The 13,606-nt window shown below is 69.4% G+C and carries 17 protein-coding genes; 7 read left to right on the top strand and 10 right to left on the bottom strand.

The genetic code is table 11. From position 1 onward, the window contains the following. Positions 1-65: 65 nt before the first annotated feature. The gene (locus tag F9C11_RS39630) at positions 66-1,406 is read left to right on the top strand and encodes an 8-oxoguanine deaminase (protein WP_409182454.1); all 1,341 of its coding nucleotides are present in this window, start codon (positions 66-68) and stop codon (positions 1,404-1,406) included. A 255-nt stretch (positions 1,407-1,661) separates the two neighbouring features. Then, a complete protein-coding gene (locus F9C11_RS39625) occupies positions 1,662-2,348 on the top strand; it encodes a DUF998 domain-containing protein (RefSeq protein ID WP_409182453.1) in 687 nt (228 codons plus the stop codon). On the opposite strand, the gene F9C11_RS39620 is transcribed toward F9C11_RS39625, so the two are convergent. From F9C11_RS39620 to F9C11_RS39590, 7 genes are all read right to left on the bottom strand, one after another. Beyond that, positions 2,349-2,705 carry a Sec-independent protein translocase TatB gene (locus F9C11_RS39620; RefSeq protein WP_409182452.1) on the bottom strand — a complete coding sequence of 119 codons (357 nt, stop codon included), beginning with the start codon at positions 2,703-2,705 and terminating at the stop codon, positions 2,349-2,351. A gap of 37 nt (positions 2,706-2,742) precedes the next feature. After that, positions 2,743-3,351, bottom strand: a complete 609-nt coding sequence (locus tag F9C11_RS39615) for a TetR/AcrR family transcriptional regulator (protein ID WP_409182451.1) — start codon at positions 3,349-3,351, stop codon at positions 2,743-2,745. Continuing rightward, the gene (locus F9C11_RS39610; RefSeq protein WP_409182450.1) at positions 3,348-4,694 is read right to left on the bottom strand and encodes a nucleobase:cation symporter-2 family protein; all 1,347 of its coding nucleotides are present in this window, start codon (positions 4,692-4,694) and stop codon (positions 3,348-3,350) included. Before F9C11_RS39610 ends, F9C11_RS39615 begins: the two co-directional genes overlap by 4 nt. A 71-nt stretch (positions 4,695-4,765) precedes the next feature. Beyond that, positions 4,766-5,656: a factor-independent urate hydroxylase gene (gene pucL / locus F9C11_RS39605; RefSeq protein WP_409182449.1), complete on the bottom strand. Its 891-nt coding sequence runs from the start codon at positions 5,654-5,656 to the stop codon at positions 4,766-4,768. A gap of 1 nt (position 5,657) precedes the next feature. Further along, on the bottom strand, positions 5,658-5,975 hold the full coding sequence (gene uraH / locus F9C11_RS39600) for a hydroxyisourate hydrolase (RefSeq protein ID WP_409182448.1): 318 nt from the start codon (positions 5,973-5,975) through the stop codon (positions 5,658-5,660). Next, positions 5,972-6,457 carry a 2-oxo-4-hydroxy-4-carboxy-5-ureidoimidazoline decarboxylase gene (uraD, locus tag F9C11_RS39595; protein WP_409182447.1) on the bottom strand — a complete coding sequence of 162 codons (486 nt, stop codon included), beginning with the start codon at positions 6,455-6,457 and terminating at the stop codon, positions 5,972-5,974. Before uraD ends, uraH begins: the two co-directional genes overlap by 4 nt. Before the next feature lie 92 nt (positions 6,458-6,549). Continuing rightward, complete coding sequence (locus F9C11_RS39590) at positions 6,550-7,026, bottom strand: helix-turn-helix domain-containing protein (protein ID WP_409182446.1); 477 nt, start codon at positions 7,024-7,026, stop codon at positions 6,550-6,552. Between the two features lie 108 nt (positions 7,027-7,134). Here F9C11_RS39590 and allB point away from each other — a divergent pair, with 108 nt between their 5' ends. Both allB and alc read left to right on the top strand, forming a co-directional pair. After that, entirely contained in the window at positions 7,135-8,463 is a 1,329-nt protein-coding gene (gene allB / locus F9C11_RS39585; protein WP_409182445.1) for an allantoinase AllB, read from the top strand. 4 nt (positions 8,464-8,467) lie between these two features. Continuing rightward, complete coding sequence (gene alc / locus F9C11_RS39580) at positions 8,468-9,487, top strand: allantoicase (protein ID WP_409182444.1); 1,020 nt, start codon at positions 8,468-8,470, stop codon at positions 9,485-9,487. A gap of 88 nt (positions 9,488-9,575) precedes the next feature. Here alc and F9C11_RS39575 read toward each other — a convergent pair whose 3' ends face one another. From F9C11_RS39575 to F9C11_RS39565, 3 genes are all read right to left on the bottom strand, one after another. After that, positions 9,576-11,534: a hypothetical protein gene (locus tag F9C11_RS39575; protein WP_409182443.1), complete on the bottom strand. Its 1,959-nt coding sequence runs from the start codon at positions 11,532-11,534 to the stop codon at positions 9,576-9,578. Then, positions 11,531-11,863 carry a type VII secretion target gene (locus F9C11_RS39570; RefSeq protein WP_409182442.1) on the bottom strand — a complete coding sequence of 111 codons (333 nt, stop codon included), beginning with the start codon at positions 11,861-11,863 and terminating at the stop codon, positions 11,531-11,533. The genes F9C11_RS39575 and F9C11_RS39570 overlap by 4 nt, the downstream gene beginning before the upstream one ends. A 138-nt stretch (positions 11,864-12,001) precedes the next feature. Next, positions 12,002-12,178: a hypothetical protein gene (locus F9C11_RS39565; protein ID WP_162836019.1), complete on the bottom strand. Its 177-nt coding sequence runs from the start codon at positions 12,176-12,178 to the stop codon at positions 12,002-12,004. Between the two features lie 69 nt (positions 12,179-12,247). On the opposite strand from F9C11_RS39565, the gene F9C11_RS39560 reads away from it, so the two are divergent. The 3 genes from F9C11_RS39560 to F9C11_RS39550 are packed head-to-tail and all read left to right on the top strand — an operon-like array spanning position 12,248 to position 13,558. Next, positions 12,248-12,412 carry a ribbon-helix-helix protein, CopG family gene (locus F9C11_RS39560; RefSeq protein ID WP_409182441.1) on the top strand — a complete coding sequence of 55 codons (165 nt, stop codon included), beginning with the start codon at positions 12,248-12,250 and terminating at the stop codon, positions 12,410-12,412. Between the two features lies 1 nt (position 12,413). Continuing rightward, positions 12,414-12,740 (top strand): VOC family protein, encoded by a 327-nt coding sequence (locus tag F9C11_RS39555; protein ID WP_409182440.1) that lies wholly within the window; start codon positions 12,414-12,416, stop codon positions 12,738-12,740. Further along, positions 12,737-13,558 carry a class I SAM-dependent methyltransferase gene (locus tag F9C11_RS39550; RefSeq protein WP_409182439.1) on the top strand — a complete coding sequence of 274 codons (822 nt, stop codon included), beginning with the start codon at positions 12,737-12,739 and terminating at the stop codon, positions 13,556-13,558. Before F9C11_RS39555 ends, F9C11_RS39550 begins: the two co-directional genes overlap by 4 nt. Positions 13,559-13,606: the final 48 nt, after the last annotated feature.

Genomic DNA, 13,606 nt, shown 5'->3' with positions numbered 1-13,606 from the left:
GGGTACTCGTGAGTGGCAATCCCGGTTCTCACCGGGATTGCCACTCACGAGCTTGAGGAGGTCGCATGAGGACAGTCGTCGAGAACGCCGCGATCGCGACGGTCAGCGGTCCCGAGTACCGCAACGGACACGTCGTCATCGAGGACGACCGCATCGCCGCCGTCGGCGACGGCGTCTACCCGGGGACGGCGGACGAACGCGTCGATGCCGCCGGCTGCCTCGTTACGCCCGGCCTCGTCAACACGCACCATCACCTCTACCAATGGGCCACCCGCGGTCTCGCCGCCGACCACCCGCTGTTCGAGTGGCTGGTCGCGCTGTACCCGGTGTGGGCCAAGCTGGACGAGGGCATCACGCACGCCGCGGGCAGTGCCGGAATGGCGCGGCTCGCGCTGTCCGGCTGCACCACGGTCGCCGACCACCACTACGTCTTCCCGTCCGGCGGCGGTGACCAGGTGGCCGCGCTGGTCGCCGCGCGGGAGCGGATCGGGCTGCGGCTGCACCTGGTCCGCGGCTCGATGGACCGCGGCGAATCGGACGGCGGGCTGCCGCCGGACAGCCTGGTCGAGACCGCCGAGGACGCCCTTCTCGGCACCGAAGCCGCGATCGACCGCTATCACGACGCATCGCCGGGCGCGCACCTGCAGATCGCGGCGGGCCCGTGCTCGCCGTTCACCGTCACCGAGCGGCTGATGGCCGAGTCGGCCGAATTGGCGCGGCGCAAGGGCGTCCGGCTGCACACGCACCTGGCCGAAACCCAGGACGAGGAAAAGCAATGCCTCGCCGAGACCGGCCTCACGCCCGCCGAGTACGCGGACAAACTGGGCTGGCTGGCGGCGGACGTCTGGCTGGCGCACACCGTGCACCTCGCCCCGGACGCGATCCGCCGGTTCGGCGCGACCGCGACGGGTTCGGCGCATTGCCCGACGTCCAACGGACGGCTGGGCAGCGGAATCGCCCCGGTGCGCGACTTGCTGGACGCTGGTGCCCCGGTCGGGCTGGGCGTCGACGGCGCGGCTTCGAGCGAATCCGGCGGCTTGGCGGAGGAACTGCATCAGGCGTTGCTGCAGGCCCGGCAACGCGGCGGGCCGACGGGCTTGACGACCCGGGAAGCGCTGTGGCTCGGCACCCTGGGCGGCGCGCGCTGCCTCGGCCGGGAGCGCGAGCTGGGCTCGGTGGAGCCGGGGAAGCTCGCTGACCTGGCGGTGTGGGACCTGAACGGGCTGAACTACGCGGGCATCGACGACCCGGTCGCGGCGCTGGTCCTGGCCGCTCCGCCGCCGCTGCGGAAGTTGTTCGTGGGCGGGAAGACTGTGGTGGACCAGGCGCGGCTCACGACGGCGGACGAAACGGTGATCGCGGGCGAAATGGCGAAGGCGAGCGCCCGGTTGAGGGAAGACCGGTAGCGAACTCAGACGTCGGCACCGCGAGTCTCGGCGCGGGTCTGGGTTTCCTCGGACTGGCCGCGGTGCTGAGGCAATTCCGTATCGCGCAGGCATGGATATCCCGTCGTCAGCATTCGGCGAACGGCCGCGAGGACAGTCCCGATTTCTGGCAGGACGCTGAGAATGCCCGGCAATTCGGGCGGACTGTCCTAAAGCGACGACTCCGCGGCCAGGATATGCTTTCCGGAAAGCGGGCGGGCGAGCGGAGAACCTTCAGTGGCGACAGAACTGACCCCGGCGCCGGTCCCGGCGCTGGCGCCAGCCCCGTCGGCGAAAGGAACGAAACGCGCGCTCGGCGCGGCGGTGGCCGCGGTGCTGGGCGCGGCAGCGTTCCTGGTGGTGCTGCACGTCGACCGCTACTGGGGCCCGATCGACCCGGTCAGCGCGATGCTCAGCGACTACGCCTGGACGCCCGGCTGGTGGATGTGGGCGGCGGCGATGCTGCTGGCCTCGGCCGGTTCGGTCGTGGTGGCCGTGGTCCTGCGCCGCCGGAAGATCCTGCGCGGGGCGCTGACGGTCGTCGCGATGCTCGGCTGGTGCGCCGGACTCGCGGCGGTCGCGTTGTTCACGAAGGACCCGCAGGGAAATGCGGTCACGTGGGTCGGCAAAGTGCATCTCGGCGCGACCGGGATCAGTTGCGTGAGTTTGCCGTTGGCCGGATGGCTGCTCGGATGGACGCACCGGAATGCGCCGCGATGGCGGGGTTATGCGCGCTGGTCGCGTATTTTGGCAGTAGCGGCCGTGCCGTTCTTTCTGCCGTTTCTCATTCCGTTCGCGGCCAATGTCGCATTCGGGCAGCATCTGCCGACCGTCGCGACCGGGCTCGTGGAACGGCTGATGGCGGTGCTGGAACTGGTCGAACTGCTCGTGCTCGCCGGATGGGCGTGGCGCGCGGCCGAATGATCAGGTGGCGTCGGGATCGACCGGCGGCCGCTCGTTCGCCCGCAACGGAACCGGCGCCGGAACCGGCTGGGCGGCCGGCGGCGCGGCCGGGGGAGTGTCGTCGAGGAAATACCGCGTCACGGCCGCGCGCGGGGTGCCGATCCGCAGGGACTGCAGTTCCTGCAACGGTTTCCGCAGCTCCTGGTACTCCGGGCCGAGTTCCGACTCCAGCTGCGCTTTGGCGCCCGCGGCGAATCCGCGGGCCCGCTTCACGGTCTGCGCGACCCAGTGCGCCGCCTCCGGCAGCCGTTCCGGGCCGAGGATGAACAACCCGGCGAGCAGCACGATCACGATGTGGTCGATGCTGAGACCGAACACCGGCCACCTCCCGCGGACCCCGGATGCTGCTTCCAGCTTAACCGTCCGCGGGGCGGCGTTTCCCGTCGTCACCCAGTTCGGTCAGCAGCCGTCGCGCTACGTCGACCACGGCCGCGCCCGCCACCGCCATCGGTTCAGTCGTCCGCATGGAGCGGCATAGCACGAACGCGCCTTCCAAGCTGGTGATCAAGGCGAGCGTGAGCGTGCGGGCGTGCTCCTCGGGAAGGCCGAACGCGGAAAATCCCTTGGTGCCCGCCCGTGTCCACGCCTCGAACACGTCCGCGGTGGCCTTGCGCAGGGGTTCGTTCGTGGTCGCCACTTCGAGCGCGACGGTCGCGATCGGGCAGCCCTCGACGTAGTCCGTTTCGAGCAGCGTGGTGACCGCGGCCCCGAAGAAGGTCTCGAGGCCGGTGATCAGGTCCGGCGCCGGCGTGACGAAGACTTCGAACAGCTGCCCGTACTGCATCCCCGAGGTGCGTACCACTTCTTCGCCCAGCTGCTCCTTGCCGCCGGGGAAGAAGTGGTACACGGACCCGAAGGGCGCGCCGGCCTTTTCGACGATCTGCTTCATGCCGGTGCCCGCGTAGCCGCCTTGCCGGAACAACTCCGCCCCGGCGGCGAGGATGCGGTCCTTGGTGCCAGTCACGACACCGAGGATAGCTCCTGGACAGTAGAGCGTTCTATCAAACGCGGCCGGAGCACCAGGTTGAGCACCACCGCCGTCACGCAGCCCGCGCTGATCCCGGAGTTGAGCACGACCTGCAGCGCGGCCGGGAACCCGGAGTAGAAGTCCGGCACGGCGATCGGGATCAGCCCGACGCCGAGCGACGCGGCGACGATCGCGACGTTGACCGGATGCTCGAACGACGCCTTCGCCAGCGTCCGGACGCCGCTCACCGCGACGCTGCCGAACAGCACCAGCCCGGCCCCGCCGAGCACCGGCTGCGGCACCAGCGCGATGATCCCGCCGGTCACCGGGAACACGCCCAGCAGCACGAGCACGACGCCGCTGGCCGCGACCACGTACCGGCTCACCATCCGGGTGAGCGACACGAGCCCGATGTTCTGCGCGAACGCCGTGCAGGCGAATCCGCCGAAGATCGTGCCGACGGCCGTGGAGAGCCCGTCCGCGCGCAGGCCGTCGGCCAGCACTCGGCTGGTGGTCGGCCGGTCCACGATTTCGCCGAGCGCCAGCAGGTCGGCGGTGCTTTCCGCCATCACCACGAGCATCACGATGAGCATCGAGACGATCGCCGCGATGTCGAACGCGGGCGTGCCGAAGTGGAACGGGGTCACGATGCCGAACACCGGGGCCTGCCGCAGCGTCGACGTGTCGACTTGGCCCATCGGCCACGCCACGACGGTGCCCACGACCAGGCCGAGCAGCAGCGCGATCCGGCTCCAGAACCCGGTCAGGAACCGGGTGAAGACGAGCACCGCGACCAGTGTGATCCCGGCCAGCACCAGCCCGCTGGGCTTGGCCGACTTGTGCTGCGCGGCGATCCACTGCACGGCGACCGGCAGCAGCGAAATCCCGATGAGCGTGATGACCGTCCCCGTCACCACCGGCGGGAAAAACCGCGTCAGCTTGGAGAAAAACGGTGCGGCGAACACTACGAACACGCCGCCGGCGAGCGTGGCGCCGTAAACGACGCCCAGCGCGTTGCCGTCGCGATGCTGCGCCGCGATGGACAGGATCGGTGCGACCGCGGCGAAAGTGACGCCGTTGACCAGCGGCAGTCTCGCGCCGAAGCGCCAGAAGCCGAGGGTCTGCAACAGGGTGGCCAGTCCCGCGGTGAACAGCGCCGCGCTGATCAGCAGCGCGAGCTGGCCGGGGGAGAGGCCGACGGCCGCGCCGATGACGAGTGGTGGCGCCACCACTCCGGCGTACATGGCCGCTACGTGCTGGATTCCTCCGAGGATCAACTGCGGCAGCGGAGGCGCCGCGTCCACGGGGTGCCGAGAAGGAGGTGCCTGTGTGTCTGACATGCGCTCTCCCGGGGAGTGTCGTGAGTGGCGTTCACGGTTAGAACCGTGATTGCCACTCACGAGGGGCGGGGCTAGAGCACGGCGTCGGTCCAGGCCGGGCCGGGCTCTTCGGCTTCGTCGCGGACCACCGTGCCTTCGATGAGGCCGTACGGGCGGTCGGCGGCGTAGAACACCTCGCCTGAGTTCTCGAGGCCGAAGGGGCTTAGATCGACGAGGAAATGATGCTTGTTGGGCAGGGAGAACCGGATCTCGGCTACTTCCGGCCGTGCCTTGAGCACGGCTTCGCCCATCGCGTACAGGGTCTGCTGCAGCGAAAGACTGTGCTTGGTGGCGAACGTTTCCAGAAGCGTCCGCCGGATCTCCCGATGGCTCTTGGCCCAGTCGATCCCGGTGAATCCCTCGTAGCGCCAGCGCGCGGTCACGGCGGTGGCGAGAATGCGGTCGTCGGTTTCGGCGAGCGTGGTGTATTCGTCTTTCGGGAAGCCGTGGAATTCGGACCCGGTGGACTTGAGCACGGTCAGACCGTCCACTCCGGACACCACCCAGGCGCGGTCGGCGTGCACGGTGACGGTCGTGGTGCGGCGCTCTCCGCCGGAACGGCTGAACGAATGGTCGTGCGGCGCGCCGTCCACCGTGATGCGGTCCCATTCCTGCTCTTCGATGGAGATCCGCGCGCCGGTGATCTTTTCCTGCGTGCGGACGAAGTGCTGGCCGAGCCGCAGCGCGAAGTCTTCGATCTCGCCGACGTCCTGCTGCTTGGCGAACGCGTACACGGTGTTCTTCTGGGTGTCGGTGGCCAGCACGGCGGAGTTGTCGCCGGTGAGGTGCGTGGCCGACAGGTCGCCGCGCAGGGCCGAGGACACCGTGAGGTCGCGCAGGTGGTGCACGCCGCCGGTGCGCCGGACGGTGACGAGGCGGACCTCGGCTTTGCCGTACTGGTTGGGGCCCAACGAGATTCCCATGTCAGCTCCCGCGATAGGTGGAATAGGCGAACGGGCTCAGCAGCACCGGCACGTGGTGGTGCGACGTGCCGTCGACGATCCGGAAAGCGATCGTGACGTCGGGGAAGAACGCTTCCGGGCCGAGGTAGCTCCCGGTGTCGAAGACCAGCCGGTACACCCCGGCCTCGAGCGTGTCCGGGCCGAGGTCGCGGATGCGGCCGTCGTCGTCGGTGCTGCCCTCGGCGATCAGTGAGCCGTCTTGGCGTTCGAAGCGCACGGCGATCCCGGCGGCGGGTTTGCCCGCGGAAGTGTCCAGAACGTGCGTCGTCACGAGGCTCATGCTGATACCGCTTTCGCCAGGCGCAGTTGCGCGATCTTGGCCAGCTCCGCGCCGGCGACGTCGAGTTCGGTCTCCGGGTCGTTGCCGAGCCGGGACCGCAGGTTCGCGAGCAGCTCCTCGCCGCTGCGCCCGCTCGCGCACGCCAGGAACACGTGGCCGAACCGGGCCTCGTACTCGGCGTTGGCGGCGGCGAATTCGTCCGCGTTGTCCACGCCGGACTGCTCCGAACGGGACCAGTCCGCGTCGCTGCCCGTGCCCTTCGGCCGTTCCCCGATTCTCGGATGCGCCGCGATCGCGTCGCGGATCTCGTTGCGGCGCAACGGGGTCGCGCTGTCCGCGGCCTTGCTCAGCGCGGCGAAATCGGCGTACGGGCGGCCCTCGAGCACCGTGTCGACCCAGCGCGGCACGGCCAGGCAGGCGGTGAGCGTCGGCCGGAGTTCGGCGGCGGGGGCGGAGTTGAACTCGGCGAGTGCGAGCGGCAACGGAATCTCCTCCGGGGAGGTGGTGTTCCGCTGACCGTACGGCCGGGCCGAGCGTGCGTCAACACTTTGTTGAATCGCAACCCGCGCCTGGTTCAGTCGGCTTCCCGGTTGAGGTAGTTGTAGACCGTGAACCGCGTGACGCCCAGTTCCTCGGCGACGGCCGAAACCGATTTCCGCAGGTTGAAGGCCCCTCGCTCGCGCAGCAGGCGGACCGCGCGCTGTTTTTCCGGGCGGTCGAGATCGCGGAGTTTCGAGCCGAGTTCGCGTTCCACGTCGGAGATCAACCGCGCCAGCGCGCTGTTGAGTTCGACGGCCGGGCTCGCGTCGGAATCGTCGGTCCGGCGCAGTTGCAGCGTCACCCGGGTGGCCCCGCCTTCGAGGGCGGCGCGGGCGATCGACGGCAACGCGGCGAACAGCTCGTCGGCGCTCCCGCGGGCCAGGGTGCCGAGCGGGCCGAAGTCGGTGTCGAGCCCGGCCGCGTCGGCGGCGTCGCGGGCGCGGACGGCGTGCTCCGGCGGCGCGCCCTCGCCGCGGAACGGCTCGCTGGTGAACTCGGCTTCCAACTCCACCGGGTGACCGTAACGTGGGAGGGACGGCGTTGACGAGCCGGGAAGGACGTGTCTAATCTCGGTGAGCGAAAGACTATTTCCGTAACGTGGAACTGGAGGGTGCCGTCGATGGACCTCGTGGTGCGGGCCGCGCGTGCGGTGACCCCCGGCGGTCTCGGGCCGGCGACGATCGGCGTGCGCGACGGCCGGATTGTCGCCGTGGAAGCCGGGGTTGTCGAGATGGCGGGCACGCGGGTCGTCGAACTGGCCGAGGACGAGGTGCTGCTGCCCGGTCTCGTGGACACCCACGTGCACGTCAACGACCCCGGCCGGGCCGAGTGGGAGGGCTTCGAAACCGCGACGCGCGCGGCCGCCGCCGGCGGCGTCACGACGATCGTGGACATGCCGCTCAACAGCCTGCCGCCGACGGTCGACGTTGCCGCGCTGGAGGTCAAGCGCAAGGCGGCGAGCGGTCGCGTGCACGTCGACGTCGGGTTCTGGGGCGGCGCGATTCCGGGCAACGAAGGCGATTTGCGCGGGTTGCACGACGAGGGCGTGTTCGGCTTCAAATGCTTCCTGCTGCACTCCGGCGTGGACGAATTCCCGCCGCTGGACGCGGCCGGCCTGGAATCGGCGATGCGCGAGCTGAAGTCGTTCGACGCGCAGATGATCGTGCACGCGGAGGATTCCGACGCGATCGACGCGGCGCCCGATCCGCACGGCGAGAAGTACCAGGACTTCCTCGGTTCCCGTCCGCGCGGCGCGGAGAACCTGGCCATCACGCACGTGATCGAGGCGGCCCGGCGCACGGGCGCCCGCGCGCACATCCTGCATCTGTCCTCTTCGGACGCTCTGCCGCTGATCGCCAGTGCCCGGCGCGAAGGGGTCGCGCTGTCGGTGGAAACCTGCCCGCATTACCTGTCGTTCGTCGCGGAGGAAATCCGGGACGGTGCAACGCAATTCAAGTGCTGCCCGCCGATTCGCGAGGCGGCGAACCGGGAATTGCTGTGGCAGGGGTTGGCCGACGGGGTGATCGACACGATCGTGAGCGACCATTCGCCGTGCACTCCGGAGCTGAAACGCTTCGACACCGGCGATTTCGGACTCGCTTGGGGCGGTATTTCCAGTCTGCAGCTCGGGTTGCCCGCGATCTGGACCCAGGCCCGGCAACGCGGCTTCAGCCTGGTCGACGTGGTGCGCTGGATGGCCGAGCGGCCGGCCGCGCAGGTCGGGATGACGCGCAAGGGCAAACTCGAAGCGGGCGGCGACGCCGATTTCTGCGTGTTCGCGCCGGACGAAGCGTTTGTCGTGGACGTCGCGAAACTCGCCCACCGCAACCCGGTGAGCGCGTACGACCAGCGTCCGCTGGCCGGCGTCGTGCGCGGCACGTGGCTGCGCGGCGAACCGGTGACCGGCGACGAACCGAGGGGGACTTTGCTGACCCGGGGCGATTGCTGAAGAGATGGAGGAGCACGTGTCCGACCGTCCGGAGTGGACTGCCCAGCCCGATCTGGCCTCGCGCCTGTTCGGGGGCACCGTGATGTGGGCGAGCGACGAACTGTTCGCCGAAAAGGAAAACCTGGTCAACCCGTGGCGGCCGGCGCACCGCGCCGAAACGTTCGGCCCGAAGGGCCAGGTGTACGACGGCTGGGAGACCCGGCGGCACCGCGAACCCGGCGACGACCACGCCCTGGTCCGCCTCGGCCTCGGCGGCGTGGTGTCCGGGGTGGTGGTGGACACGGCGTTCTTCAAGGGCAACTACCCGCCGTTCGTGTCCGTGGCGGCGACGTCGGTTCCCGGCTACCCGAGCGCGGCCGAACTCCACGACGCCGACTGGGACGTCCTGGTCGACCACGAACCGGCGGTCGGCGACTCGGAGAACTTCTACAAGGTGACGTCCCCGCGCCGCTACACCCACGTGCGCCTCACCCAGCACCCCGACGGCGGCGTCGCGCGACTGCGCGTGCACGGTTCGCCGGTGCCGGATCCGGCGTTGCTCGACCCGCGCTCGCTGGACTTGGCGGCGCTGGAGAACGGCGCGGTCGTCACCGGATGCAGCGACATGTTCTATTCGTCGCCGAACAACATGCTGTCGCCGGGTCTGGCCGCGCACCAGGCGGAGGGCTGGGAAACCGCCCGCCGCCGCGACGACGGCAACGACTGGGCGACGGTGCGCCTGGCGGGCGCGGGCTTGATCCGGTTCGTGGAGCTGGACACCAGCAACCTCAAGGGAAACGCGCCCGGCTGGGCGTCGGTGAGCGGCCGCCTGGACGAGGGCGAGTGGGTGGAACTGTTGCCGCGCACCAGGTTGCAGCCCGACACCCGGCACCGGTTCGCCCTGGCGGACGACGGACCAGAGGTAACCGAAATCCGGCTGGACATCTACCCCGACGGCGGCCTCGCCCGGCTGCGGCTGTTCGGCGAACTGAGCAAACGCGGCCGGGAAGCCATGACCGCGCGGTTCGCCGAGACGTCCGACTGAGCCTCCCGCCCCTTCCGATCTCTGCTGGCAAACGTCCGTGAGGGCCGCCTTGAGGGAATCAGATTCCCTCAAGGCGGCCCTCGGTCTGTCACTCCGCGCCGGCGGGGTCCGGATGCTCCTGGCGCCACTGTGCGTCCGAGGCCTTCCAGGCTTCCTCGGCCTGCATGTGGATGTCGGTGATCGCCTTGTCGAAGTTGATCGCGTCCTTGCCGACCCAGCCGACGAAGTTCTTGCTGCTCTTGGCGTCGGCGAGGCCCTTGAGGAAGGGGTAGACGTCCGGGTGCTTCTTGAAGTACTCCTCCGGGGCCTTGACGATGTCCTTCCAGACGTTCTTCCCGCCGGTGTACTTCTGGACCTGGGGGAGGTTGCACATGTTCTCGAGCCAGCTTTCGTGCTTCTTCATCCAGCTGAACTCGTACGGCTTGAACGGGGACTGCGGGCTGGACCCGCCTCCGCCGCCTGTGTTGCCTCCGCCGCCCGTGCCTTGGGGGTTCTCGTGGTTGCCGCCGCCCGGGGTGTCTTCGTGATTGGTGTTGTTCCCGCCTGGCGTGTCTTCGTGCGGGGTGCTGTTGCCCGGCGGATCCTCGTGGTGGTTGTTCCCACCGGGAGTGTCCTGGTGGTGGTTGCCGCCGGGCGGGTTTTCGTGGTTCGTGTTGCCGCCGGGCGGGTCTTCGTGATGGTTGGTGCCGCCAGGGGCGTCCTCGTGGTGACCGTTCCCGCCCGGGGTGTTGTCGTGGCCGGAGCTGTTGCCCGGCGAATTCTCGGGGTGGTTGCCGCCGGGGGAGTCCTCGTGGTGCGGGGTGTCGTGCGGACGGTTGGGCGGCGGGTTGAAGTGCTGGTCCGCGGCCAGCCAGGTGTCGAACGGATCGTCCTCGTGCGGCTGGTTGTTCGGCCGCTCCTCGTGCGGATTGTTGTTCCCGCCCGGCGAGTCCTCGTGATGGTTGTTCCCGCCCGGGGTGTCTTCGTGGTGGTTGCCGCCGGGCGTGTTGTCGTGGTTTCCGCCTCCGGGAGTCTCTTCGTGCGGCGTGTTGCCGGGGGCGTCTTCGTGCGGGGTGTTCCCGCCTGGCGGGTCTTCGTGGTGGTTGTTGCCGCCCGGCGGATCCTCGTGGTGGTTGTTGCCGCCCGGCGGATCCTCGTGATGGTTGTTCCCGCCGGGAGCGTCTTCGTGCGGCGTGTTGTTCCCGCCGTGCCCGCCCTGGCCGCCGGTTCCCCCGCCCCCGCCGCCGTGGTTGCCGCCCAGGTCGGTCATCTCGTGGTTGTTCCCGCCGCCGTGCGAGCCGCCGCCGCGCGAGGGCTTGACCTTCTCCGCCAGTTGCGCCAGGCGGCTCGCGGTCCGGCCGCCGAGGCCGACTATCCGGGCGATCTTGGACGTGATCGTCAGCGCCAGCGAGATCCCCGACCGGATCACGTTGCCCACCCCGACGACGATCGACGCGCCGAACGTGAACGCCGCCATCGCGAGCGCGATCAGCATGGTCGCGATGACGTCGCCGAGGAACGTCGTGATCAGGTCGCGGATCAGCGAGCGCACCACGGTGACCAGGGCCATCGTCGTCTCCACGACGTAGCCAGCGACGTCGACCGCCTGTCCGGCGCTGTCGATCTGGCCGCGCCGGTCGCCGATGTTCTTCTTGAATGCCTCCGCGCCCTCGCCCTGCCAGCTGACGACAGTCTGCTGCAGCTTGGTGTCGAGGTCCTTCGCCGCGTTGCGCAGGTTCTGCGCGGTCTTGTGCAGTTCCTCGGCCATCTTCTTGATCGCCGCGGGGTCGCCGGCCAGCTTGTCGAGGCCTTCCTTCAGGAAGGAAATGTGCTCGATCAGCCAGCCGAGCCCGGCCGCGATCAGCTTGCCGAACGGGTCGAGGACGAAGGCCGCGGTGTCCGCGATCGCGCCGACGATCGACACGCCCAGTTCGACCCCCACCGCGGCCGCGTCCGCGCCGTGCAGGTGCTGGATCTCCTGGATCGACGAGACGACGCTGTGCCAGCTGTCCGCGACGCCCGCGCCGGTGGTGCTGTTCGACTCGGTGATGGGAACGACGGCGCTCATTTCACCTGCTCCGGCTTGAACTTGTCGAACGCCTTCGCGAGGTCCTGGTCGCCCTTGCGGTACTGCTCGCTGGCCTGGCGCGTCTTGTCCGCGCTGTCGGTCACGTCCTTCGCGACGCCGTGCAGATTGTCGGAGACGGCCTTCAGCGCGATCCGCGCGGGAATGGCGAGCACCTGCGCGAGCACGACGCCGAACGCGTCGATGTCGCCGCCGTTGGCGTCGTCCACCGCCTTCGCGGAGTCGTCCACCGCGGGCACGGTCGTCTTGTCGAGGTACTCGCTGAATTTGTGCAACTCGTCCGGGTGGACGGTGAAGCCGTTCCCTGTCACCAACACTCCTTCGCCTGCCGCGATCGGGCCGCGCCGAGTAGAGCAGCGGCGGCTGAACCGGAGGCGACGTCCGTGCGGACGACGGCTGAACGGGACGATCTTCCTGCCCGAGCGTCCGGGCCGGGCTGCCCGGACGGGTCAGCCGCGCGCGCTGGGCCGGTTCAGGTAGGCGGAGAAGGACGACAGCAGAGCCGCGACGCCGACGATCGCGGTGACCCACCACGGGCCGCCAGTCACCAGGTTGAACACGAACGCGGCAGCCATCAGGACGGCGGCGACGATGTTCCTGATCTGCAGCCCGGAGGGTTTCGCCATGCCTCCACCCTCTCATGGCGGCCTTCCGCCGCCCTTGCTTGCCGTCGGCTAGGTTGCTAGCATCCTAGAATGACCGGTGAAGAGGTCAAGCAATTCAACGTCTACCTGCCGGTAGAGCTGATCAAGCAGGTGAAGTACCGGGCGATCGAGACCGAGCAGTCGCTGTCCGCGCTGGTCGCCGCGGCCTTGCGGGCTTATCTCGGCTCCCCGCCGGAACAACGAGAGGACGGCTGACATGAGCGACGGCATCACCACGCTCTTCCTGGAAACGCACAACTGGGGCAAGACCGCGAAGTTCCTGCAGCGCGTCGGTTTCAGCCTCGATTTCGAGACCGACCACAACTCGGGCCAGCTGTCGAACGGCGACGGCCCGCCGGTGTTCGTCGCCGAGGTCCCGGAAAGCCAGGAGCCGCGGACGAGCCTCGTGGTGGCGGTGCCGGACGAATCGGTCGACGCGGAACTCGACGTCGTCACCCCGTTCGAAGACACCCACTACGGCACGCGCGAGATGACCGTGCGGGATCCGGACGGCCGCACCTGGGTTCTGCGGGCCCCGAAGTGAGCGAGCCGGACCACACCGCGGTGCGCGTGGCGTTGTGGCGCGCGCTGCACGTGCTCGCCGATCCGCCGCCGCACGTGCTGGTCGACGAGATCGGCCTCCGGCTGGCCGATCCCGGTCCGGACTGGCGGTCCCGGCCGGACATGGACCTCGCTTTCACCCGCGGGTTCCGCGCGGGAATCGCGGTGCGCAGCCGGTTTGTCGAGGATCTGGTGCGCGAACGCGGGGTCTCGCAGTACGTCTTGCTCGGCGCCGGGCTGGACACGTTCGCGCAGCGCGAGCCGGAACTGGGCGTCCGGGTGTTCGAGATCGACCAGCCGGGCACGCAGGAGTGGAAGCGCGCGCGGCTGGCCGAACTCGGGCTGCCCGCGCCGCACCGCTTCGTGCCGGTCGACTTCGAATCCGGCGAACAGTGGCCGGAACGCTTGGCCGCCAACGGTTTCGAGGTCTCGAAGCCTGCCGTGGTGGCGTCCACCGGAGTCAGCATGTACTTGACGCGTGAGGCCAACGCCGCGACGTTGCGCGCGCTCGCCGGGTTCGCGCCGGGCACCGTGGTGGCGATGACGTTCCAGATGCCGGAGGAATACCTGGACGAACCCGACCGCGCGGCCCGGGCGGCGGCGATGAAGGGCGCGAAGGCGGCCGGGACGCCGTTCGTGAGCTTCTTCGCGCCGGACGAGATGCTGGATTTCGCCCGGGAATGCGGATTTGAGGACGTCCAGCACGTCAGTGCGGCCGAGCTGAGCCAGCGGTATCTGTCGGGCCGTCCGGACGGGCTGACGACGTCGGGGGAGGAGTTCCTGGTGGCGACGGTCAACTGAAGCCGGTCTCGCGGTATTCGACCGGAAACCCTTCCGCGGTGGGAAAGC

The organism is Amycolatopsis sp. VS8301801F10 (genome assembly GCF_046195355.1).
In the GTDB taxonomy this organism is placed as follows: Bacteria; Actinomycetota; Actinomycetes; order Mycobacteriales; family Pseudonocardiaceae; genus Amycolatopsis.
The sequence above is the reverse complement of the archived record's forward strand: the minus strand, read 5'-3'. Positions and strand labels throughout refer to the sequence as shown.